22 protein-coding genes are annotated in these 22,190 nt (G+C 57.4%); 1 reads left to right on the top strand and 21 read right to left on the bottom strand.

Going from position 1 to position 22,190, the window contains the following annotated elements:
- From tssI to H3Z84_RS04080, 3 genes are all read right to left on the bottom strand, one after another.
- On the bottom strand, window positions 1-855 hold an 855-nt coding region (gene tssI, locus H3Z84_RS04090), incomplete at its 3' end, for a type VI secretion system tip protein TssI/VgrG (protein ID WP_199456452.1).
- A gap of 180 nt (window positions 856-1,035) precedes the next feature.
- Entirely contained in the window at window positions 1,036-2,364 is a 1,329-nt protein-coding gene (locus H3Z84_RS04085; RefSeq protein WP_199456450.1) for a S8 family peptidase, read from the bottom strand.
- Between the two features lie 93 nt (window positions 2,365-2,457).
- A complete protein-coding gene (locus tag H3Z84_RS04080; protein ID WP_199456449.1) occupies window positions 2,458-4,473 on the bottom strand; it encodes a CocE/NonD family hydrolase in 2,016 nt (671 codons plus the stop codon).
- A gap of 193 nt (window positions 4,474-4,666) precedes the next feature.
- On the opposite strand from H3Z84_RS04080, the gene H3Z84_RS04075 reads away from it, so the two are divergent.
- Complete coding sequence (locus H3Z84_RS04075) at window positions 4,667-5,551, top strand: EAL domain-containing protein (RefSeq protein WP_199456445.1); 885 nt, start codon at window positions 4,667-4,669, stop codon at window positions 5,549-5,551.
- On the opposite strand, the gene H3Z84_RS04070 is transcribed toward H3Z84_RS04075, so the two are convergent.
- The 18 genes from H3Z84_RS04070 to H3Z84_RS03985 all read right to left on the bottom strand — a co-directional run bounded on the left by H3Z84_RS04070 (window position 5,484) and on the right by H3Z84_RS03985 (window position 22,180).
- Complete coding sequence (locus tag H3Z84_RS04070) at window positions 5,484-5,756, bottom strand: hypothetical protein (RefSeq protein WP_199456443.1); 273 nt, start codon at window positions 5,754-5,756, stop codon at window positions 5,484-5,486. The two genes, H3Z84_RS04075 and H3Z84_RS04070, sit on opposite strands and share 68 nt — an antisense overlap.
- Window positions 5,757-5,791: 35 nt before the next feature.
- The gene (locus H3Z84_RS04065) at window positions 5,792-6,190 is read right to left on the bottom strand and encodes a hypothetical protein (RefSeq protein WP_022989845.1); all 399 of its coding nucleotides are present in this window, start codon (window positions 6,188-6,190) and stop codon (window positions 5,792-5,794) included.
- Window positions 6,191-6,192: 2 nt separating this feature from the next.
- On the bottom strand, window positions 6,193-6,567 hold the full coding sequence (locus H3Z84_RS04060; RefSeq protein WP_199456442.1) for an STAS domain-containing protein: 375 nt from the start codon (window positions 6,565-6,567) through the stop codon (window positions 6,193-6,195).
- Window positions 6,558-6,986, bottom strand: a complete 429-nt coding sequence (locus H3Z84_RS04055; RefSeq protein ID WP_199456441.1) for an ATP-binding protein — start codon at window positions 6,984-6,986, stop codon at window positions 6,558-6,560. Before H3Z84_RS04055 ends, H3Z84_RS04060 begins: the two co-directional genes overlap by 10 nt.
- A gap of 2 nt (window positions 6,987-6,988) precedes the next feature.
- On the bottom strand, window positions 6,989-9,232 hold the full coding sequence (locus H3Z84_RS04050; RefSeq protein WP_228285702.1) for a GAF domain-containing SpoIIE family protein phosphatase: 2,244 nt from the start codon (window positions 9,230-9,232) through the stop codon (window positions 6,989-6,991).
- Between the two features lie 86 nt (window positions 9,233-9,318).
- Window positions 9,319-10,434: a peptidoglycan-binding domain-containing protein gene (locus tag H3Z84_RS17250; protein ID WP_161628528.1), complete on the bottom strand. Its 1,116-nt coding sequence runs from the start codon at window positions 10,432-10,434 to the stop codon at window positions 9,319-9,321.
- 206 nt (window positions 10,435-10,640) lie between these two features.
- The gene (locus tag H3Z84_RS04040; RefSeq protein ID WP_022989839.1) at window positions 10,641-12,434 is read right to left on the bottom strand and encodes a hypothetical protein; all 1,794 of its coding nucleotides are present in this window, start codon (window positions 12,432-12,434) and stop codon (window positions 10,641-10,643) included.
- The gene (locus tag H3Z84_RS04035; protein WP_022989838.1) at window positions 12,427-12,696 is read right to left on the bottom strand and encodes a hypothetical protein; all 270 of its coding nucleotides are present in this window, start codon (window positions 12,694-12,696) and stop codon (window positions 12,427-12,429) included. Before H3Z84_RS04035 ends, H3Z84_RS04040 begins: the two co-directional genes overlap by 8 nt.
- Window positions 12,693-13,403 carry a tetratricopeptide repeat protein gene (locus H3Z84_RS04030; RefSeq protein WP_022989837.1) on the bottom strand — a complete coding sequence of 237 codons (711 nt, stop codon included), beginning with the start codon at window positions 13,401-13,403 and terminating at the stop codon, window positions 12,693-12,695. Before H3Z84_RS04030 ends, H3Z84_RS04035 begins: the two co-directional genes overlap by 4 nt.
- A gap of 40 nt (window positions 13,404-13,443) precedes the next feature.
- Window positions 13,444-14,316: a type II secretion system F family protein gene (locus H3Z84_RS04025; RefSeq protein ID WP_022989836.1), complete on the bottom strand. Its 873-nt coding sequence runs from the start codon at window positions 14,314-14,316 to the stop codon at window positions 13,444-13,446.
- Window positions 14,309-15,226 carry a type II secretion system F family protein gene (locus H3Z84_RS04020; protein WP_199456436.1) on the bottom strand — a complete coding sequence of 306 codons (918 nt, stop codon included), beginning with the start codon at window positions 15,224-15,226 and terminating at the stop codon, window positions 14,309-14,311. The genes H3Z84_RS04025 and H3Z84_RS04020 overlap by 8 nt, the downstream gene beginning before the upstream one ends.
- Window positions 15,223-16,416, bottom strand: a complete 1,194-nt coding sequence (locus H3Z84_RS04015) for a CpaF family protein (RefSeq protein ID WP_199456433.1) — start codon at window positions 16,414-16,416, stop codon at window positions 15,223-15,225. Before H3Z84_RS04015 ends, H3Z84_RS04020 begins: the two co-directional genes overlap by 4 nt.
- 3 nt (window positions 16,417-16,419) lie before the next feature.
- The gene (locus tag H3Z84_RS04010; protein WP_199456432.1) at window positions 16,420-17,610 is read right to left on the bottom strand and encodes an AAA family ATPase; all 1,191 of its coding nucleotides are present in this window, start codon (window positions 17,608-17,610) and stop codon (window positions 16,420-16,422) included.
- 13 nt (window positions 17,611-17,623) lie between these two features.
- Entirely contained in the window at window positions 17,624-18,802 is a 1,179-nt protein-coding gene (locus H3Z84_RS04005; protein WP_228285693.1) for a type II and III secretion system protein family protein, read from the bottom strand.
- Window positions 18,792-19,736 carry a Flp pilus assembly protein CpaB gene (gene cpaB, locus H3Z84_RS04000; RefSeq protein ID WP_081697598.1) on the bottom strand — a complete coding sequence of 315 codons (945 nt, stop codon included), beginning with the start codon at window positions 19,734-19,736 and terminating at the stop codon, window positions 18,792-18,794. The genes H3Z84_RS04005 and cpaB overlap by 11 nt, the downstream gene beginning before the upstream one ends.
- 52 nt (window positions 19,737-19,788) lie before the next feature.
- Window positions 19,789-20,244 (bottom strand): TadE/TadG family type IV pilus assembly protein, encoded by a 456-nt coding sequence (locus H3Z84_RS03995; protein ID WP_199456431.1) that lies wholly within the window; start codon window positions 20,242-20,244, stop codon window positions 19,789-19,791.
- A 96-nt stretch (window positions 20,245-20,340) separates the two neighbouring features.
- Window positions 20,341-20,547: a hypothetical protein gene (locus H3Z84_RS03990; RefSeq protein WP_199456430.1), complete on the bottom strand. Its 207-nt coding sequence runs from the start codon at window positions 20,545-20,547 to the stop codon at window positions 20,341-20,343.
- Between the two features lie 271 nt (window positions 20,548-20,818).
- A complete protein-coding gene (locus H3Z84_RS03985; protein ID WP_199456429.1) occupies window positions 20,819-22,180 on the bottom strand; it encodes a hypothetical protein in 1,362 nt (453 codons plus the stop codon).
- Window positions 22,181-22,190: the final 10 nt, after the last annotated feature.

Genomic DNA, 22,190 nt, shown 5'->3' with positions numbered 1-22,190 from the left:
GTTTCTCAGGGCGTCCAGTCTGGCCTGGGTGAACGGTTGGCCACTGGCGTCGGCTTTGTAGCGGCCGGGATAATCGTAATGCTGATAATCTTCCCGGTGGCTCGGGCTTCCTGCACTGTGTTCGTGCATCAGGGCATAGGCGGGGTTTTTGAAGGTGTAGTCCTTCAACGCCACGGAGGACGCACGCACCCGCTCTTCGTAGGCAAAGCTGAATACGCAGGCTTGCTGGGTGCTGCCTCCGGCTCTGGTGTTGCAGGTCACGGGTTCCAGTTTCGGGGCATCGCCGTGGTGGTCAGCAAGAATCAGTGCTGGTTGTTCTTCACCATCCACGCTGCCGTGCTGGTAGCGGTAGTGCCAGCCTTCTTCGGCGGCCAGTCGTTCCAGGAACTGCAGGTCGGTTTCCCGGTGCTGGACACAGTATTCCCGTTCTTCGGGTGGGCGTTTGAAGTCGAAGATGGAATCAACAATGCCCCGCTCTTCCAGCAAGGTTCGCACAATGGCGTCGGTGGTCTGGGTCTGGAAGATGCGGCTGTTGTGCATCAGAGCCAAACGCCATAACGGCGGCTGGATGACCACTTCATAGCGGGTGCGACGGTGGCCGGTGTTGCCACGAACAAACTCATTCACCACGCCGGTGAAACGGCGCAACGGTTGCCCATCCTGCCAAACCACCAGGTCTACCGGTTGTTCCAGAATGTCGGCAGCGGCCACGTCTGGGTCAGTACTGGCCAGCTCTAACCGGCCATGAAACAAGGAAGACAGCTGTTCGGTCAGCGCGAAGCCAACTACCGAAAAGTGATCAGAGGGGAATTCGCCTACACGGGCGGTGAACTGCAATCCGCTTGCCTGGGGCATAACTTCGGTCCCTGAAGTTTAGATGGTTATAACTCACTCGTCCTGAGCAGCGCCGATTATAACCACCCGTCCCGCGATTACAAACCGCCGGGGATTGCCCGCGTGCAGTTCGTCACAGCGGGTCAGACCCCCAATACATTTCACCATGGCAAATGTATCGGGGGTCTGACCCCGCAGTGGTTACGGGTTAACGTTCAGGAGGCGGTTTGGCGAACCGTTGAGGTCTTGCAGCTGGTTGGTACTGGCTTGAGCTTTCAGGGCCTGGTCAACCTGCTCCGGGCTCAGGCTCGGGTTCTGGCCCAGCATTAAGGCAACTGCGCCGGCCACGTGGGGTGATGCCATGGAAGTACCGCTGATGGTGTTGGTGTCGGTATCACCGGTGTACCAGGCTGCGGTGATGTCCGTGCCCGGTGCCATGATATCTACACAGCTTCCATGGTTTGAAAAGCTGCTTCTGCGGTCGCGGTTGTCGGTTGCACCTACGGTTACCGCTTCCGGCACTCTGTTCGGCGATCCGCTGCAGGCATCTGCGTTACTATTGCCAGCGGCTACCACCACCGGTATTCCCCGGGCAACTACCGCCTGAACCGCCTCATCCAGAGTCTGGGAGCTGCCACCGCCCAGCGACATGTTCGCTACGGCCGGTTTCTCGGCGTTCTCGGCCATCCAGTCCAGCGCCTCTATAATCGCACTGGTGGCACCGGATCCGTTACAGCCCAGCACCCTCAGGCCGATAATATTGCTCTCCTTGGCGACGCCAAACTCCTCCCCGGCAGCCGTGGAGGCCACATGGGTACCATGGCCGTTACAGTCTTCTGCCGAGTAGGTGGAAATGCTCTCTTCACTTTCAAACGGCAGCAAACCGCCAAGCAGAAGGTTAAGAAGGTCACCTACAATGGGCAGCCCCGGAGACAGTCCGGCAAGGCCGCTGTCATCGTGAAAGTTCATCCCGCTGGCGCGCCCTTCAAAATCCGCGTGGGTGCTGAGAACACCCGTATCCAGCACGTAAACGTTTACGCCCTGCCCGGCAAGTTCAGGATAGGTAAACTGGCTGTCCAGCGGCAGCGTGGCCTGGTCTACCCTGTCCAGCCCCCAGGTGGCATTCTGCTGAATGAGCGTACCGCTGGCCGTCATCCAGCTATCCGGCTCTACTCGCTCAACCCCGGGCAGGGACTCCAGCATCCGAGCCTGGCTGTCCGTAAGCTGAACCGTCGCGCCAGACATCACGTTTTCGTACAAATAAAGAACCTTTCCGCCACCAACGGCATTCAGCAGTTGTTCAATACCGGCAAGCAGCGGGCCACCCACATCCAGAATCGATGACAGGGACGAATCCACCGTCACAATGTACCGCTGGGGAATCGTGCGGTTATCAGCCTGCTCCTCAACGGGCTCCTGCGCGCCTCCGTTCAGTAAGCCGGACAACAAACCCGCATCCGCAGTCAACGGGGCGACGGCCAGCAACGCAGACGCGAGCGCGGCTTTGTGGAAATGGTTTTTGGTGGTCATACAGTCTCCTCAGTTTCTTGTTGTGAAAAGCGGGTCAGACCCCCGGTACATTTCGAGCGGTGAAATGTATCGGGGGTCTGACCCCGCCGGGGGTTAAAGGTTGGCGGCGGGGACTACCGGAAGCACCAGGCTGGAGGGTGTTTCCGGGCCGGTGTGCAGGGTCATCACGCCGAGGGCGGATTTGAGGGTGGTGATCAGTGGCGGTATGCCCTGAGCCATGTTGCTGGTGTTCACTGACACTCTCAGGCTGGAGCCCGGTGGTATGTAGGCACTGCTCGGGAAGATTTCTACGGAAACCTTGCGAATCTCGCCGGGGTCGTGCTGCTGAACATCTTCCTGGCTGTAGGTGTGCCAGGGCTGGATCATTTCGCCGTTTACGAAACGGGAGCGGCTTTCATCGACGGTGCTCATGCTGGCTGTCAGCAAGCCATTGGTGATGGGGCTGGTGGAGCCGTCCGGGTGCACGGTGTCCAGCCGCACGGAAAGCTGCATATCAAAAGCGGTGGTAGAAACCCACAAGTCGGCCTGCATGGGGCCATTCAGGTATAGCCCGTCTTCCCCTGCCGGCAGTTCGAACTTTATGGCCTCTGCTTCTGCATAGCTGTTGTCCTCAGCGCAGGGAATCGGCATAAGGCCGACAAAGCCTGCCGTCCACTGGTTCAGGCTGAACGAACACAGCCCGTTAAGCGGGTACTGGATGGTACTTTGTTCACCCACGGCTTCCGGAGCTTCCTGCACAAGGCTGCCCATGGCCGGAAAGGTGTCCTCAGACGGGGCCAGGTAGAATCGCTCGGCCCGCATATCCGGATGTGGCCAATGGCTGGTGGTTTCATAACGCTCCAGGCCCAGCACGTATTGGGTCACATCCGGCTGGCTCGCCACAGCGGTATCCAGCCCCATTACGTATTCATCGAACCACTGCAGCCGCAGGGTGTCGAGATCTGGCACGCCATCCTTCGGCAAACCGTTGTCCGGAACTCCCGCGGCCTGAATGTGATTCCAGGGGCCAATCAGCAGCTTGGTGTCCACCCGGCCGCTAAGCTGCTCAAACCACAGGGGCTCGCTGCGCTGGAACAGGTCGAACAGGCCGCCAACAATAAATGTGGGTACATTCACCTTGTCGGCATTTTCCAGCGGCGAACGAATTGCCCAGAAGTCATCGTCATAGGCGGTTTTCGGCTCCCCCAGCAGTGCCTTCAGAATAGTGGGCAACTGGAAGTCCAGGGCAGCTCCTAACAACCGCTCCGGCAGAGCCTTGAAGAATGCGAACGGATCCGTTGGAGCCATCTCGAGGGGCACTGCACCCAGGCCTGTTACCAGCCCCATCCACATGGGAATGAAGGTGGCATTCACGTTGCCACCGGTGAACACAATGTCCCGGTAACCGTCGCCGATGGGCACAATCGGAAACGCTGCCTTTACCGCCGGGTGATTCTGCTGGGCGGTCAGAATAGCGGTGATGCCCAGATAGGAAATCCCCTCAACGCCAATCCGGGGCTGGGCCCAGGGCTGCTGCACAATCCAGTCCACTACTTCGCCGTAATCCTGCTGCTCACGCTCCCCGAAGGCTTCCCAGTTACCACCCGAGTTGCCGGTACCACGAACATCCACCACTACGTGGGCATAACCCCGGCTCACCAGAAACTCATTTGCCCCGCCAACCGCAGTCGCAAAGCTACCCAGAGACGTGTTGTACGAGGTCTGGGTTAACACCACCGGAAACGGCCCTGTTGCAGCTTCATCAGCACTGCTGCCCGGCAAGGTCACCTTCGCAAACAGCTGGGTACCGTCAGACATAGTGATCACCTGGTTGGGCAAGGCCACCATATGGCTGAACTCCGGCGCCCTTTCGTATGGCTGCCATTGGCGCGACTCACTGGTGGCCACCTGAACCTGGCCAGCCTCCTGTTGCCGGGTTCCCAGCGTCATCATTTGCTGAACTGCGCGGGGCTGCTCAACCTCCCCGGGCTGTTCCTTCATGGGAGCTTCCGGAGAGGTCTCGGCAATGGGTGCAGGGCTTTCGGATGAATCGCCGCCACAACCGGCCAGGGACAGGCCAAGGGCACCCAGCATTGCTAACCGAAATCGTATTTTGTTGTTACGGGCCATGACGGGCTCCTTATTGTCATTCCAGGCCGGGGTCTGACCCCGATTTTTGATTAATATAGTATGACTACCTATATTTTTACCTTGACTCTAATGACAACAAGGACTGCCACTACCGCCATTTGATGCAATCGACACTAAAGTATTATTCAGGCATGGAATATGTCATTCGATAATACATAACAAAGGCGGAATCATGACATCAGTCGCCAATTCAGAACCATCCGGGCAGGCACAGGCAGGTTTTCTTCGTGATGTAATCGATACCGAAGGGCTGGCACTGGTGTATCAGCCCAAGTTCTCCGTGGCGACCGGAGCGGCCTGCGGTGTAGAGGTGCTGGCCCGATGGCCCGGCCCGCGCAGCGCAAAACTCTGGCAACAGCCAGACCACTTTATTCGATGCGCAGAACAGCAGGGGCTTGCGCCGAAGCTGGACTGCCATGTGCTTTCGAAGGCCTTGGGGCAGATCAGCCAATGGCCGGCATGGTTGCGGCTCAACCTGGAGCCGGTATCGGTAAACGTGTCCGCCAGCAGCGTGGGGAACGAAGGTTTTCTGCGCTCGGTTAAGCGCATTCTGTCGTCTACCCTGCACCCGCGCATTATGTTCGAGCTCACCGAAACCGCCCCGCTGGATAATACCGAGCAGGCCATAAAGGCCTTCAAAGACCTTGCCCGTTACGGTGTTGAGGTGTCGCTGGATGATTTTGGCCAGGGCCACAACCAGCCCTCAAGAATGGAGCTGTTTCAGGCCAGGGAACTGAAAATAGACAAGAAAGACACCGCCGGAATCGACAGTCATGCCGGCCGCCGACATGTGCAGGAGTTGATCGGGCTGGCGCGCAAGGCAGGGTTAAGCGTTACCGCAGAAGGCGTGGAATGCCGTGAGCAATGGCAACTGCTCCAGGCTCTCGGTTGTGACTATGCCCAGGGATTCTGGTTATCGCCGCCCCTGCCATCCGCTGCAACCGTTGAGTTCTTGCAACAGCACTCTTCGGAAGTGCTGAAGCCCGGCGTCAGCTCTCCACTTTATGACCCGCGCCAGTTGTGGTCCGGGTTGGCGATGCGTCAGCACTACGGCTAGCCAGCTGCTCGGCGCTGAATTCGCTCAGCTCCAGGGTGCACTCAGCAAGGCGCGATACGTCAGCACGAAGTTCTTTGGGCATCACGCCGGCTGTCTGCCCGGTTTTACGCCGCAGGCTGTCACCCACCACCAGGCGTATTTCCATACCGGCCCGGGCCATACCTTTTATGGTTTCCAGATACTGCTGATCGTAGACTGTGGCCACGTTATGTCTCCAGACAAATTCATTGACCGAAACTATCAGGCCGGATGCGACAACTTATTGACCATCGTCACATAGTCATCAAAGTATTGCACAGGAACCAGCCATTCCTTCTTTTTCGGTTTATCGCTTAGACTATTGGATTCCAACAGCCCCGACAACAGTATATATCCGTACTCTTTATAAAATTGCCGCACAGACACAGCATTGGCCCTGTCTGCCACGGATTGCCAGTCTGCATAAACGGCATACTCTTCGCCCTCCAGCGTAAAGCTCACCATCTGCGGTGAGTCTGTACCGAAGGATTCATTCAGGAACACCACGTCTTCCGGCGCGGCTTCCGTGTCCGGCAAGCCGTACAGGAACCATTCAATATTCGCGATTTGCTGTTCTTCATCACGCTGAATACCGAGCGACCCGTCCAGAATTATTGCCATGCCTACCCCTCGTCGCTTTCGCGCTGTTGAATCACTGCCAGATAGTCGTCCATTTCCTGGTGACTGGCGAATATCGACAGGTCCGGAATCATTTTTACAATCTCGAAGACTTTTTCCACGCGGGGGCTCATCTCCGTTACCAGTAGCTGGCCCTCCCGCGCCTTCATCTGCTTGAGCACCTTGAACACCACCCTCAAGCCGGCAGAACTGATAAAGGTTACCCCGGCCATGTTCAGGCCCACATAGGAAATCTGCGGGTGCACCATGTCTGCCAGTGCGGCTTCAAGCTCAGGTGCGGTATCGCTGTCTATTGACCCTGTCAGCATCAGGGCCAGCGCTTCGTCGCTTTCCTGGGCCACCTTGATGTTTAGCGGCATAACGAATGTTCCTTGTAGTTACTGCCAAGTTCCTTTCGGATAGTCAGGGTATTCACGCCCCGATGGTACGTGTGCTTTAGATCATCACTGAGTTCCGACATCAGATACAACCCCATACCGCCTTCCGGGCGCACGGCCGGCTGCCTGTAGCCCACAGGTAATGGCCGGGTTGGATCAAAAAAAGGGCCCGAGTATTCCACCACCAGCTCCAGGTGGTCTTCGGCAGGATTGAGGGTGATGGCCCAGGTGAGGTCCGGGTTATCAGGAAGCACATGGGCCCGGAGGTTGGCGTAGATTTCGTCTATGATTACCTGGCAATCATGTACAACGCCAGCACCCACGTTATGCCTCTCAAACTCACCCGCCATGTTTACCAGCACATAACTGACGGGGTCTGCCGGATGAACGTTGAGTCTCATACCTAAAAGCCGTGATGGTTGATGGTCATTATCGTTATGTCATCTGACTGCTCGGCGCCCTCTGTAAATTCAGACAACTGCCCGCGCATATGGGCCAGAAAGCTGTCGCCCGAACCATCGGCCCTGTGGCCGAGGTTGAGCAACCGGTCTTCACCGAACTCTGAACCGTCCTTGTTGAAGGCCTCGGTTACACCATCCGAGTATAGTACAAGACTGCTGCCGTCCGGGATGTCCAGCGGTGCGGCGGTGAATGGCACATCGTCATAAAGGCCCAGCGGGGCACTCACTTCCCCTCGCCACAACAGCGGCAGACGGCCCCGAAATCGTTGAAGCGGTGCAGTATGGCCGGCACTCAGCATGTCCGCCTTACCCGAAGCCAGGTCCACCAGGACCAGCACCAGCGTTACAAACATGCAGGCATCATTGCCCCGGCACAGCTCCCGGTTAAGGCCCTCGGCAATATCCCGGAGGTTACCATCTTTACTACGGGCCAGAAAATTCAACAGGCTCACCGTTCTGGCCATAAACAGGGCCGCCGGCACACCCTTGTCGGACACATCCCCTACCGCCGCCAGCAACCGACCCTGGGGCAAGGCAATCAACTCATAGAAATCGCCGCCTACCGCCTTTGCAGGGCTGAGCCAGGCTTCAATGTTCCAGGCCCGAAACTGCTGCAGGTAAGAACCCGAACCCGGCACCATCGACATCTGGATATTCCTCGCCACATCCAGTTCACCCTCCAGCTTCTGCCGTGCCCGGCGCTCAGTATCGGCGGCATCAGACAGTCTGGTCATCAAACGGCGATTGATCAGACTGGTTTTGATAACCGAACCAATCACACTCAGGTATTCGATACTGGATTTCTTCACATACTGGTGGCGGGACTCCACCGTAAGAAGTCCCAACAAAGGGCCACGGGCGGCATCGCTATAGAGCGGCACCACCAGCACCGGCCTGGGCGGCCCGCTATGGCGGATACGGGCATACAGCTCATCCTGGGGAATGACATACTTAGGCTCCCGGCTGCGGAAGACACCTTCAAACCAGTCAACCGGCACCTGCAGGGTGCTGGCGCCACTCTCTCCGGGCTGCGGCCCCGCTGTTCCGGCCACAGGCACCAGAAGGTTCTCATCCGGCTCTACCTGCCAGATATTCAGGGCACCAAGGCCATAGTGTGCCTGGATGCGACGAGCCACCTCCTGAAGGCCAGGGGCATAATCGTCGGCACGCACATTCACAATCTCGACACCGATTTCGCGAACGAAGCGCTCGTGGGCAGACGAAGCCTCCAACGCCAGCTTCCACTGCTCCCGCTCAATCCCCAGCCCCAACAAAGACACCACCGATGAGAACTGCTGGATGACCGCACTATCCGGTTTTCGGGGCGCCGGGCTGAACAGGGTGATCACCGCCTGCAGGTTTCCGTGCTGATCCTGCACCGGCTCAGACCACGCTGCGTCTACGTTGAGCTCCTGACAAAGCTGACTGTAGCCCTGCCACTGGTGGTCGCCAGAGATGGATTCCGTGGTCACCCTTGCGCGGGTATGGGCGGCCGAACCAATGGAGGTAGCACCGAAACGAGCCGGCACAGACGGTATCTGGGTACAGAACTCTTTGGCAAAACCGGAATTACCCTGGGAAACCAGAACGTCACGCTGCTCGTCGTAAAGGGAAACAATGCAGCGGGTACCGGGAATCTGAACTTCCAGCAACTTGGACGCGGCTTCAATAAGGCGATCCAGGGGGCGGCCGGCATTGATCCCGAACAGCGCCCGTTCACGCAGGTTGTCGGCAATGCTCTCCATCTTGCGATGGTGGATGTTCACCCCGGAAAACAACCGTGCCGGCTGCCCCGCAAAGATGGTATTGCCCACCTCGCAATCCAGCCAGAGACTCTCATCCTGCCCTGTGGCAAAACACCACTCCCGCCGGGCCATACCAAAATCCCGGGCGCCGGCCAGCCAATCTTCAAAATCCACCAGGCTGTGGGGGCCGGACAACCAGGCATCCGGCTTATTGAACAACCGCTCCATCAGCTGCTCTTCGGTCTGGCACCCGAAAACCTCCCTGGCTAGGCGGTTAGCGAAGAGAAGTTTCGGCCATTGGCGATCAAAAATCAGAATAACGGCAGGAAGCTGATCAAGCTGTGCGCGGGAATCCTCCTGGGCGGAGGCGTATTGTCTGCGAAGGTCGTAGAACTCGTGCTGGAGCTCACGGTGTCGGCGCTGATGCTTGCGTCTTTGCATCAGCGCCAAAAGAAGCACTCCCCCTGCGAGGGCGGCCAAAAGGCCCGTCAGGGGTAAATGCAGTGCTTCAGAAATCATGATAGCGCTCAGTCAAGAACGCCCAGGCGTTCGGCGGTCTCAATGGTTATAGCGCCAGAGGCGAGGCCGTTATCCACCTGGTATAGGGTTAGTGCATCAATGGTATCCGGGCCCGGCAAGCCATCAATCTCGCCAACGTCGTAACCAAGCTCCACCAGTGCTTCCTGCATTTCCCTGACCATGTCCCGGGTAAGGTTGCGGTCGCACACGGCTTGTCGGGCAACAATCCTCGGCTTACCTTCGTAGCGTTTCACGTTCATTTGCAGGGTTTCTGCAGGAATCGCAGTCTCCCGGGTTTGCGGCTGCTCCACCACTTCAGAAACCTCAAAGGCTTCAATCTCATCATCCGTTTTCACCGGAATCACCTGCGCCGGCTGATCAACCACCCAACGGGTCACCGTTTTATATTCGGCGGGGATGACTTCGGTGCGGGTGGTCTCCGGCTTCACCAGCTTGGTGACGTTCACGGTCTTGGTTCGGGCAGGAATCTCTACCGCACAAAACCCGAAGGCCGGTGAGGCATTTCCGTAAGCCACAGCACCGGAGGTCCGGCAGGGCTCCAGTTCGGTTCGGGCGGCTTCCAGAACCACCTCTTCCTCAACCTCTTCATACACTGCAGGCTCAATCACCAGCCTGGTGGTTTCCGGCTTGACCAGCACTTCTTCAGTGACTTCCTTATAAGTGGCGGGCTTCACACGATAGGTTTTGGTGCCTTCCCGGGTTACCACCTTTTTCACGCCACGGCGAAACTCCGCAGGGGTCACATCCAGGCGCACCTCGGAATCCCGAACCTTAACCTGAACACTTTCCTGCACCGGCCGGGGCTGGATCTGAGCGTAGACCCAGCACTGGCCCGGCTGAATATCGATTTCACCTGTCTCTGCCTGGGCAGACAGCAACGCAGCAGGCGAAACGGATTGTCCGGCCACCGCTTGTGAGGCAGACTGCGGTGGTTCAAGGCTGGGCTCGGCTACGGTCTCCGATGGAGCGGTTGCCGCCTTGACGCTCTCACGAGCCGGAGACGCATCTACGGCTTCCGGCTCTGACAGTTCCGGCTCCTGCCGGATGCTGGATGGTTTTGGCTCCGATCCAGAACCAACTTCATAAGCGTATACACCCGTCACTTTCTGCCCGGGTGTATGAGAACTTACCGCACAACCGGATGCAATCGCGGCAACCATTGGCAACCAAACTAATTTGCGCACTGCGCCCTGCCCTATTTTCGGTTTAGTAAAAGCTGACGATGCCGGCTTTCGTAATATGTTGATGATTTCGAGCCCACGAGGATACTCGCTCCTACTCATGGTGTGCAATGCAAGCGCTTGTGGCTTTACATTTCTACATTCTCTATGAGTTGATTACCTAACTGATCCGCTCCAACCACAGCCACGTTAAGGCCTGATAAATCCACACCGAGGAGCATCAACAACGGAGAAATAATTCCTTGCAGCACGACCGTGGTAACGATATTCAACAACGTTTCAATAACCGGCTTCAATAGGTCAATCACCGGATTCAAAATACTCAAAAGACTCGTTTCCCCGCAATCCAAAGCCAAGTTATCCAATTGCACATCCAACCCTTTAACCCAAGTCGGCCCGCTACTCTCTAACACACGACTACAGTCGCCATCTGGACAACGAAGAGGGTAGCCTTGAACGTATCGCTCATCTTCAACAACGGGGAGTTTTGCTCCAAGGTCCGCATCCACACAAACGTTCAACAAAGGCTGCTCAGCAATACTAAGCTTTAGTATGGTCGCATGAATTGGCTCTCGCACAAGATCCCCAACAGCTGATAACGTACCGGTTTCAACATTTGCAACTGCAGGCTTCGCGTAAACCGCCAAATCGACTTCATTGGAGCCACCTCGGGCGCACTGGGCTCCAGTAAACTCAGCCGACCCTCCACCCACTTGAACAACTAGCGGTATGCGGATGTCATTTAACGTCTCTGCTTTAACTATATTCAACGTCAAAGCACTGATGAGATCCCCTATGTATCCGATGGACAGCTCGAGATCTACTAAGGCTTCGAGAGAAATGTCCGTCGCCGAAACTTCAGTCAGCCATTCATTGTTCTTACCTTGACGAGCAGGCCCAATTACTACCGGAGCCGGATTATCAATACCTAGCCTTAGCTGGATATCAATACTCCCAAGCAAGGAGTTATTAAGCAGTGTTTCTAACACTGGTGACTCTGACGGATCAACAGATAAATTAATCAGTCCCTGGCCATCATCAGAAAGCGCCTTTGCACTATTCAACACGACGCTTACAATAAAGTCATATAATGGGAATTCTGCGTTCTTGGCAGCATCAGCGTCTCCCGCAACCGCCAAAACCGCCCCCGTATCAAGCCCGGAGAGACCCCCGCTTTCCGCTAACTCACTAACCAACGTTCCTACAGGGGTAGTCACTCCACCAACCAAATCTACGGTCGCATCTAGCACGTCTACCAGTGGAGCATTCAGCAGAGCTGTAACATCCGCCAAGCCTAACAACGTCAACAGATCCCCAACTCCCAAAAGAGTTGACTCAAGGCTTTGAAGACTTGTCGGATCAAGTGAATAGTTACTCTGACCGAGGACTGCACCCAGCAGGTTACCAAGCAGCCCCCCCTCAAGGTTTAGCGTCGATGCACTCGCGCTCAGGGCAGCATAGAGCTCCTTGCGGGACCCAGCGTTAACAGACAACTCTACTGGTGGAAACAACCATTCTGGCAACAACCATGACAATCGCTCCTGGCGCTTATAACGAACAACCGCTGCGTTTGTTTTATCAATGTCACTCTGGGGAGTAAAACTCAACGTACTTGAGCCATCACCAGCAGGCTCAAATACGCCTGCAAAAACTTCCAGCTCTTCGGCATTACCGTTAAAGCCTACCTGCCTAGCTGCAACAAGCGCTCTAGCTTTCATCAAGCCGATATCTGCATTCATGCTACAAGCTTGAGCCTCATCTGCAGCAGCCGTAGCCGCCGCATTCACCACACGCTGCATGTCTGCCTTCACCGAATACAGGCGGGCAGCGTCCATGGCCAGCACGGCGACTACGGCCAGTGCCACCATCAAAAACGGGGTCAGGAAAACCAGCACCCCGGATTGACGACGGATCTTATTCACTGGTGGTCTCGCCAATCTTGTCCCGGATTGGCTGTTCGAAAGACTTCGCCAGCCGCTCCTGGGTTTTGATATAAATAGTGGAGCTCAGCTCACCACCACGGGCAGGCCGCTGCGCCTGTTCGTCCATGGCTTTACGCGCCTCTGTCCGGTCATCCTGGTCAAAGCTTACGCCCGCCAGCCCAAGATCATTATCCGGCGGGTTTGCCAGCGCGGACGTGGCAGCCAGCGCCAGTGCGCCAGCCAGGCAGGTCATGCGGATCATCGTGAACCTCCTGCAAAGCGTTTGGAGAATTCCTTACCGGCGGCAAGCAGCTGGTCACTCAACCCCAGGTCCTGCTGCAACCGGGCCAGGGAGCTGTTTCCGCCCTGAAGGTAATAAGCCGCCACCATATTGCGGCCGGTGGTCTCGCTGCCGCCAGACAACTCGTAGGCCGTGCGTAGTTCGAACGCTGCCTGGCCATAGAAACCGGTCTGCATCAGCACCACGCCAAAATCGTTGCGGATATCGGAGGAGGCCGGCGCCTTGGCCTTGGCGGTACCCAGTGCGGTCAGGGACTCTTCCAGCTTGTTGCCCTTTACATACACCACTCCAAGGCCATGATAGGCCTGTGCACTGTCACAGCTTTCGGCAATCTGCTGGTAAACCTCTTCGGAATAATCCAGCTGCTCCACTTTGGCAAGCAGCTGGGCCCAGCGCAGCCAGTGGTGCTGGGTCTGGAAGGGCAGCTCTTCCAGCCTTGCCAATGCCGCGTAGTTTCTGGACCGCTCCATCATGGAATCGATCGCTTCCAATTCCACCCGGTGCTCCGGCGTCATGTTGGTCTTGCAGCTCACATGGAGCAGCACTCCCTGATCCCGGTCTGCCCTGTCAGCGGAACCGTCTGTCTCAGGTGTCATGGCGCAGCCAGACACCAGGGTCGCGGCAAAAACCGCCATCGCTGGTAACCGGGCAACTTTCTTGAACTTCATCTATGGCTCCTTTCCGGAAAGCTTGGTGATCACTCGTCGATTACCGCTGCAGCGCATCCATAATGGAAAGCACTGCCGGCCCGCCAATCAATATGAACAGTGACGGCAACATAAATACCATCATGATGATGGTCATCCTGGCCCCCACACGGTTGGTTTCTTCTTTCAGTTTGCTGCGTTCTTCGTGGTGGGCCTCGGCAATAATCTGTTCAAGGGCGCTGGACACCCCAGCCCCCAGGCTACCGGCCTGCTTCAGAATGGTTACATAGTTACGCAGCACAGTGAGGTTGCGGTTGTGGCCCAACTCATCCAGCGCCCGGGTTCGGTCTGCGCCGCTTTCCATCACTCGATTAAATCGGTCAATACGGCGCACCAGTAATGGCATCAGGTCCCGGGCCTGGTGGGCAATCAGCTTCAGGGTCCGCTCCGGGCTGAGGCCCGCCTGCATCAGCATGCGGGTCATCTGGCACAGCTCGATGGCTTCACGGTTCTGCTGCTTTTCCGCCGTGCGGCCAGCCGCACGAATCAGCTGCCGTGAAATATAAAAGGCCAGCACAAACGCAATCAGTAAGGTCAGCAAGTCGCTGGTGATATAGCCAATCACCCCCACCACAACCGGAACCACCCAGCACATCAACACATAATGGCCCCGGGCCTGTAGCGGTGTTTTCCCTGTGGCATCCAGTGCCGGCTCCAGCTCTCGGAAATCCCCGGCAAACAGCGGTTTCTCTACCAGCCAGTACAGAAAACCTGCCAGCGGGGAATCCTCGCGGGCATCATCTGCCGACAGATGCCGGCGCTGTAACCGAGCCGTCACCCGCGCTCGCATGGCCCAGGCAGGCGCCCAGACCAGGGCATACAGCACAGACGCCATGGCAAACACGATAGCCGCCGCAAACCAAAGGTTATCCACGGCCCACCCCCCGGATAAGGTTCCAGATCAACAGGGTGCCCAGTACCTGCAGCACACCGGCGGTTATCATCATGGTGTGGCCGGTACTGGTGTGCAGCAGCGCCTCCGAGAACTCTTCGTTCATCAAAACGATGTAAGCCCCCATAGCAGGCGGCAAGATGGCGAAGACCACGGCCGTGAAACGGGTTTCTGACGTTGCTGCCATAAACTCCCGGCGCAGTTCCTGCCGTGCACGAATGGCCTTGGAGACTTCCTGAAGAACCGGGCGAACCGACGAGCCGAAACGGGCAGACGTGCGCAGGGCAATGGCAATCTGGGTAAACGGAGGAACACTGTACAACTCGGCGAAGTCGTCAAAGATGCGGGTGTAGTCCCGGCCCTGGCTGACCGCGCCCCGCAAGCGGAAGCTCAGGGGCTGGAATACATCGGAGGCATCGGCAAAGGCCACCAGAAGGCTCTGTTCCACCGAGCGACCGGCCACTAAAGAACGAAGTACCGCATCCACAATACCCGGCAGCTCTTCGAAGATCTGCCGGCGAAGTCGCTCGAACTTCACCCGCCAAAGGGTAACGCCAATCAGCACAACGGCCACCAGGGCCACCAGGGCTTCAATGGGCCCACGGTAGACATAAACACCGATCAGGGAACCAAAGAAAAGTACCGCAACCACAACCACCCTGGTTACCGACATGCGGATACCAGCGCGGATCAGCAACTGCTCCAGCGGCCCGATATCGATACCGGCTTTCTTTTGGTCTTCTGTGACAATCTGCGGATAGAGGCGGTTCTTACTGAGCTTTTTCAGGTTGCGGTCGTGGCGGACCTGGCCGATCACCAGCTGCAGCAGCATAACCACCACCGCAAGGGCGCCGAAGAACAGCGCTGCCAGCCAGATCACCTGAACACTCACAGCTGGGCTCCCGCCATTTCCTGGGCATCCAGCTCCTTGGCCCGGTACAGGATTTCCATCTGGTACGGGTCATCGCGGGTCGGCGTCATGGCGACGACTTCACTCACCAGGCGCCGGCCATTTGGCAAGCGTGCAAGCTGCACAATCACATCCAGCGACGAACCGATAAGCCGGCCAATGGCCCGCTCACCGGCATCATAACCATTCACCGCCAGCAGGGTTTCAATCCGGATCAGCGCGTCTTTCGAGGAGTTGGCATGAATGGTACTCATGGAGCCTTCATGGCCGGTATTCATAGCCTGAAGCAGCTCGATAATTTCGCCAGAACGCACCTCGCCCACGATGACCCTGTCTGGCCGCATACGCAGGGCGTTGACCACCAGATCCCGGGCGGCCACCTTACCGGTTCCCTCCGCGTTTGCGGGCCGAGTTTCCAGCCGGACAATATGGGGGTGGTTAAGCTGCAGCTCGGCTGAGTCCTCGATGGTCACAATCCGTTCATCCTTGGGGATGAACTGGCTGAGCAGGTTTAGAATGGTGGTTTTACCGGTACCGGTACCACCACTGACCAGAAGGTTGCGGCGATTCTGGACAATCCCGGTAAGCAGCTCCAGGCATTCCCGGGTCATGGAACCCAGGTTGACCAGGTCGCTGGCAGTGAGGTGTTTCTGGGTAAACTTCCGGATGGAAATAGACGGGCCATCCAGGGCAATAGGCGGAATAATCGCATTCACCCGGGAGCCATCCGGCAAGCGGGCATCCACCATCGGGCTGCTTTCATCCAGGCGCCGGCCCAGCGGCGCCAGAACCCGGCGGATAATGCGCATTACGTGGTCGTCGTCGATGAAGCGGGTCTGGGCTTTTTGCAGTACCCCGGCCACTTCCACGAAGATACTGTTGGGCCCGTTCACCAGGATGTCGTTCACCTGCGGGTCGCCCAGCAGCGGTTCCAGCGGGCCAAAGCCGACGATCTCATCCAGGGTTTCCCGGGCCAGCATAGACTGATCCGAGGTAGCCAGAGGAATTCGCTGGCTTGCGACGTACTGGCCCACATTGGCCTGCACAAAATGCTCCAGCTGGGCTTTTCCAGCCAGCTCTACTTCGATACCCTCTTCTTCCAGCCGCTCGATCAGATGACTGTGCACCTGCTTTTTCAGCTGCTGGTACTCTTCATCGATACGAGTAGCCACGGTTTACTCCTTGCCCGCCGCACGTTTTTTGAAGAAACCGAGCGCACCGGCACCAGACGACTGCTCGCTGTACTGTCGCTTCGAAAACTCCGCAAGGCCTTTCTGGTAGGAAGAGCGCCGCAGCAAAGCCGACAAGGGCACGCCAGCGTTGATGGAGTCCAGCCGGTTGAGCCAATCCAGGGGCAGCTTCAGGCTCGCCTGGGTGCCCATCCGTTTTTCCATATCGGCCAGCGCCAGCGTGGCTTTCTTGTCAAAGCCGTCGATCACCACGTTGGTCTGGCAATTGCTGCCCAGCAACTGGGTTGTGCCGGCCAGCATGGTCTCCACGTACTGCACATGCTCAACCATGGGATTGGCCACAATCATCAGCCGCGAAAGGTCAGCCCCGAGAATTTTCAGCCAATCTGCAGACTGGTGCTCCACTACCCGGATAATCAGGTGATCAAACAACTCGGCCAGCCGGGAGATCGCAATGAACAGGTCGGCTGCCGTGTCACCGGAGAGCTGGTCCGCCATAATCTGGCCAGACAACAGCCGGAGCCCCGGCCTGCATTCTTCCAGCGCGGTGTTAACGAAGGATTCATCAATGGAATCTGTGCGGTTGACCAGGTCATTCAGCGACAACCGGCTGAGGCTGTCGAAGTAGAAAGCGTGATTCTCTGTGGCCATGGTGTCTACCGCCAGCACCCGCTGCTCCGGGTAAAGGTCGTTCAGCTCGCTTGCCAGGTTCTGGGCAAAGAAACGGGTATCCACCACCGAAGACGCACCAACCACCAGGGTAATGCTTCGGCGTTTTTGCTCACCGTTTTGCTGGCGTTCGGCGGCCGCCTCATTGACCAGGCTCTGGACCCGCTCCCTCGCCCGGTCTGAATCCACGGCGGTGATCAGGCAATCCCGGGCACCTGCCCTCATTACCTGTAGCAGCGCATCCTGGGAAATATGCCGGGCAACCCCAACCAGGGTAACCCCCGGATTGGACTGGTGCAGGGCCGAAAACAGCTTTACGGCTTTTTCCGGTTCATCCTCGCTGATGGCCACCAGGGCCAGTTTGGCAGCGCTTGCCGAAGCCAGCCGGCTTACCCGGGAAAGGTCAGAGGCGGAAACAAATTCCAGGCTCCATTCATCTTCCAGGACACGCTCAAGCCAGACACGCACTCCGACATCTTCAACAACGCAAATCAGGGTTTCACTCATGGTGTCGGGCTCCTTACCAGCTCAGGCCATGTTCCAGAGGTTCGGTTCCATCTCTGGGGTTGATGACCATATCGCCCCACTCCGTGCTGCTGTACTCGTACTTCTTGCCAAAATTTTTCGCCGATTCCGGAAGTTCCCGCACGGCGCTGACCAGCCTGGGGGTAACCACCATGATGAGCTCGCGCTCTTCGTTGGAAATGCGGTCAGAGCGGAACAGTGCGCCCAGAATGGGGATATTACCCAGCCCCGGCAGACGGTCACTGTTGTTGAAGGTGCTGCGGCTAACCAGGCCACTGATGATAAAACTCTCACCCGGCGCCATGGATACCATGGTTTCTGTTCTGCGAACTCGAAGCCCGGGAACAGACACTCCGCCGGAGGATACGCCGGAGGTGAAGTCAAGGTCGCTCACTTCCGGCGCCACTTTCAGGATGATCTGGTTTTCGTCTACCACGGTGGGCGTCAAAGACAGGCTGACACCGAATTCCTTGTATTCGATTCTCACCTCGCGGTCAACACCGGAGATAGGCACCGGGAACTCACCGCCAGACAGGAAGGTTGCGTTCTGGCCGCTCAGGCTGACCAGTGAGGGTTCGGCCAGGGTGTAGGCGAAACCGCCGGATTCCAGGGCGTTGATGACCGTCAGTGAACTGGGGCCAAAGCTGAAAAGGTTAAAACCATCAGTTCCCAGCCCGGGAGCGCTTCCGGGGACGCCACCAGGGCTGGTAAACCCGCCACCATTGGGAGACAGGCCAAACGCATTCTCCCCACCGTTAAGTAGTTTGGAGTAATGAAAGCCAAGGGTATTCAGTTCCTGGCGGTTCACTTCCACTACCCGGATGTCTGTTTGCACCTGCATCGGCACCGGCTGACGCTTGCCCGCCATGGCAGACACCGCGTAGTCCGTCACCCGAGGGGTGTCATCACCCTTTAGCCATACACGGACCGTTGTTTCACCCGCTGCCTTCGCGGTTACCAACACCTCTCTTTCGGCACTGGCCTGAACGGACGCCACATCCGGGCTGGACACAGCGACTTTCTCCAGTTCTTTTGCAAACACCAGCACATGCTGTTGTCCGGGGCTGAGCGCAATCGGGGCTTCGTCCCGGGCATGGGCGGTGAAAGACAGCAACCCCGCCAGCATCAGACAAGCCAGCCCCCGAAGGGCCATTTTCGTTTTATCAGCGAACATAGACTGTCCTTGTGTCGGAACCTTCAAAGATCTGGACCTTCAGCCCGTTGTCTTTCTCTTTCTGCTTTTCCTGACGCCGGGCTTTTTCCTCCGCTTCTTTCTTGGCCTTTGCTTCCGGAGAAAGAGGGCGAATGTCGGCCAGGAAGATGGCTTCCGGCTCTTGCGGTTTCTGATCAGTCTGGGCGATCACTTCGGTTTCGCCGTCACCCTCCACAGGCTCCGCCATGGATACTCCGCGCCGGGTGGCAACAAAACGCAGGTTTGCCTCCGCAGAGGCTAGGGCGAGGCGGTTCACTTCGGCTTCCGGCACTGCCAGCACCATGGTGCTGTTACGCCGACGGTCATCGTCATCAGCACCACCGGACGGATCGGTTGTTCCACGCATGGCCAGCACTTCGACTTCCCGCAGCAACACGGTGCTCAGGGCACTGTCTGCGGAGTTACCTTTGAAGGTAGCCACCACATCAACCAGATCACCAGGGCGCAACAGGCCACCGATGCCAGACAAGGGGTTCAGATCGAAGGCCACGGCACGGATGCCTTCCGGCAGCTCGCGCTGCAGAATGCTGGCGTCTTCCATGGCGTAATCGGTCAGCGGGGCACCCGCTTTGAGGGGATTGGGGATAGCTTCGCCGAAGGTCGCTGAGTCTTTAGCGAGGGCGCCCGGCAGCTCAACCGTGGTGGTTACTTCAGAGAACAACTCCGGCTTCAGCTCGGTGCCGGCTTCGATATCCTCTTTAGCGAACAGGTAGGTGAATGTCGGCTTTTCCGGCTCCTTCTCGCCGGCCGGCTCAGACCGGGCAACCTGACCGGTTGCCGATGATGAGGTAGCTGCAGGCTGATCGTTGTATCTGACCAACCCCACAACCGCCAGAATGATCGCCACCAGAGCCAGCAGCAGGGCTGGCAGGGTGGACACGAGCCTTGTCCTCATTTTTTGTATTCCCGTCCGTGTTTATTTGGAGCACTGCAGGCAGTAAACGCCGTCAGAAAGTCACGGCGGCGACTGCTTTCAAACATTTCGGCTGCGGCGGAAAATCTCCGAGCGGGCCGATACTGAGCTGGGGCAAGAACGGAGAGCCAGTATCTGTCTTGTTTGACCCACAACTCTCAGGCTCGCCGTTACCGGCGACCAGAGTGCACTTCAGGATCACCATATCGGCATTGCTACCGTCTGGTGCACAGGTTTGAGTCGTTAGCTTTGTCCGAATGCGCTCGGGCAAACTAGCTACCATCTTGTCGAGCACATCATTGCTGTGATCCGTAACCTTATCGCTGTAATTGGTGTGGTTGCGGCGATCCAGTGAGTAGACCGCCGATGAGGCGGCGTCTACGGCTCGCTGCATCTCCACCTTGTGGAAGAACAGCATGCCATATACGAGACCTGCGTAGAGCAGGCCTATCATGAATGGGAGGATCAGAATAAACTCCAGACCAATCACTCCTAGTTGCCGGCGCCCTCTAGCACTCAAGACCTACCCTCGCGAATCTGTTTAGCGAACCTAACCTGCCATTCTTACTAGAACACGAATATTTAGTTAGGTTGCAGGGCCATCAGTCACACTGGTGAATAGACCCTCAACATAAGTCGCAAGCTCTGTCCCAAGACCTGTTGTGAAAACGAGACCCACAATTGCAATAATCACCGCCGCCAACATAATGTACTCCAGCGAAGAAGCCCCCTTCTGCTGCTTCTTAGGCGTAACATTCTTAATCCGAGCAACTGCTGCTTTATCAAGTTTCATAACTGATCACCTCTGGCTTACTGTTGTTGATTGAACTTCAAACCACCAAGCGACAAAGTCGCCGCTTAACATCGATCAAGTTATCCAATATTGACCTGGATCATCTTTATACCCTGATGGTATCTACTTATTGCAACCTGGACAGCCCCAAGGGTGCAAAATCTTGTAAAGAAAAGTGAACCGTTCTTCATCTGTTGTCGTAAGGGGCCAACCCAGCAACACGACTGACACACGCCGTTACACAAACCTGCATCTTCTAACTACATGAAACTCAAGGGTTCCAACGCCCGTCACGCCAGAATTCCCTGGAATCGAGCCCCCTGGCTTTCAGCTCGTCCTCCACACATTCCCGCAACTGACTGTAAATTGGCTGACCCCGACGCTTCTGTTCGGCGTAAATGGTAGCCAGGCGGCGGGCAAAGAAGGGGCTCGAGTGCTGGTCTGCCGCAAACTCGTAGCTCATCACCCGGGAGGCGCCAAACATCGGGCCCAGCTGGCTGGTGCGGAAGGCTGGGTCGTCCTGCTGAATACTTTGCAGGATGCTTTCGCCACTGGGTGGTGCAGGAATAATGTGACGGATGTCGTCCGGGTAACGGAACAGGTAGCGAACCAGCAGGGCAGACGGTGCATCGATGCGCTGTCGGGCGCGCTGGCGGAAACGGTAGAAGGCTTTTACCTGCAGCCCCAGCGCCCAGAACGCCTCGGCGCTGGTCAGCCCGAAGCTTTCCCGGAAGATACTGAACAGACTGTCTTCACAGCCCAGGATCGGTTGCGTGGCCCGGTCGTAGTTCTGGAGATCTGCCGGCTCTACGTTCTTCCGGTTGCTCCAGTTACCTTTGAGCGCCACCTTGTCCGGGTCCAGGTTCCGTGACAACGCCTCGTCGCGCAGCACGGTCAGGTAGCATTCGTTGAACCAGGTGCGCCACTGGCTGAGCAGCTGGGCACTGAATTCCTCGAAAACCACATCCGGCATCCAGTCGGTCAGCGAGTCCCTGGCTCTCAGCAGCTGCCAACCGGCATCGTGCTTCAGGCTTTGCAAGACATAGTCCGGCACTTTCTTGGCGGCCTGCTGTACTTTTGTCAGGCACAGCTCCCGGAACATTTCCCCCAGCCGGCCGACAATCAACAAATGCAAACGGACAACCGGCAAGCTGGTGGATTCCGCCTCGGCCAGCATTTTGTAGGACGACACGTAGGAGCGACCAAACAGCGGCGCGTAACCCTGCTTGCCGGCCATCTTGCCATTGCTGCCTGTGCCCGGCATCAGCGGAGCAATCAGCTCGAACATCTCGGCATTACCCGGGCGCATGGTCAGCGGCGCATATTCCGGGTGTTTCAGAAGAAGGCGAACCAGGATGGCCTGGTTGGGGCGAATCGTTGCCGCAGCGGCATCGTCCTGTTCGTCATCCGGTTCCGGCGTTTCAGCAGCGCCAGCGGGGGCACCGGCCTTTTTCAGGCGGCCCAGGCGGTTTACCGGCACGTTCAGCAACATGGCAAGGTCAAGGTCCCGGACTTCCCCATCACCCACTACACTTTCGAGAACCAGTTTAAGGTTCATCAGCGTATTACCACTGATCGGTGCCGAGGGGTGGGTCAGCTCATTCCGGGATTGCCGGCTTCTGGATTGCTGCATGCACAGTACC

The organism is Marinobacter sp. bablab_jr003 (assembly GCF_016464245.1).
Lineage (GTDB): Bacteria > Pseudomonadota > Gammaproteobacteria > Pseudomonadales > Oleiphilaceae > Marinobacter > Marinobacter vinifirmus.
Note: the sequence above shows the minus strand (reverse complement) of the source record. Positions and strands in the feature narration are given on the sequence as shown.